The following is a 737-nucleotide window of genomic DNA, read 5'->3' as shown; positions in this document are numbered from 1 at the left end:
GGCTACGAACTCTGCGAGAACGCCCCGCTGCGCGAGGGCAGCGAGGAGTACCTCGACTCCGAGAAGTACCAGCTCACACCGCGCGACTGGGAGGCCGCCGCCCGCGAGGGCCGCACCCTCGCCCCGCTCCTGACCCGCCTCAACACCGTCCGGCGCGACAACCCGGCCCTGCGCCAACTGCGCGCACTGCACTTCCACCACGCGGACAAGGACGAGGTCCTCGCGTACTCCAAGCGACAGGGTTCGAACACGGTTCTGGTGGTCGTCAACCTCGACCCCCATCACACCCAGGAGAGCACGGTCTCGCTGGACATGCCGCAACTCGGCCTGGACTGGCACGAGTCGGTGCCGGTGCGGGACGAACTGACCGGCGAGACCTACCACTGGGGCAGGGCCAACTACGTGCGTCTGGGGCCGGGGGGAGCACATGTGCTCACCGTCGGCCGGGTGCCCGGGGGCTCCTCCGCGCAGGAGGACCGCATGGTTCTGCGACCGTCCCACCCGCAGATCGGAGGGTCACCCACAACATGATCGTCAATGAGCCCGTACAGGACACCTTCGAGGACACCCCCGCCAAGGACCGCGACCCGGACTGGTTCAAGAGGGCGGTGTTCTACGAGGTCCTCGTCCGCTCCTTCCAGGACAGCAACGGCGACGGCGTCGGCGACCTCAGAGGACTGACCGCCAAGCTCGACTACCTGCAGTGGCTGGGCGTGGACTGCCTGTGGCTGCCGCCG

General features: G+C 68.5%; 1 protein-coding gene and 1 pseudogene. Both read left to right on the top strand.

The window, feature by feature from the left end:
- Positions 1 to 531 (top strand): annotated as a pseudogene (locus tag ABEB00_RS35835) (alpha-1,4-glucan--maltose-1-phosphate maltosyltransferase); the annotation flags it as partial.
- Positions 528 to 737 (top strand): alpha-amylase family glycosyl hydrolase (locus tag ABEB00_RS35830; protein WP_345624920.1); only part of this gene is annotated, 210 nt, incomplete at its 3' end. The pseudogene ABEB00_RS35835 and the gene ABEB00_RS35830, both read left to right, overlap by 4 nt.

Origin of the sequence: Streptomyces ziwulingensis (genome assembly GCF_039542605.1) — a bacterium.
Taxonomy (GTDB): domain Bacteria; phylum Actinomycetota; class Actinomycetes; order Streptomycetales; family Streptomycetaceae; genus Streptomyces; species Streptomyces ziwulingensis.
This window is presented reverse-complemented; position numbering and strand designations above follow the sequence as displayed.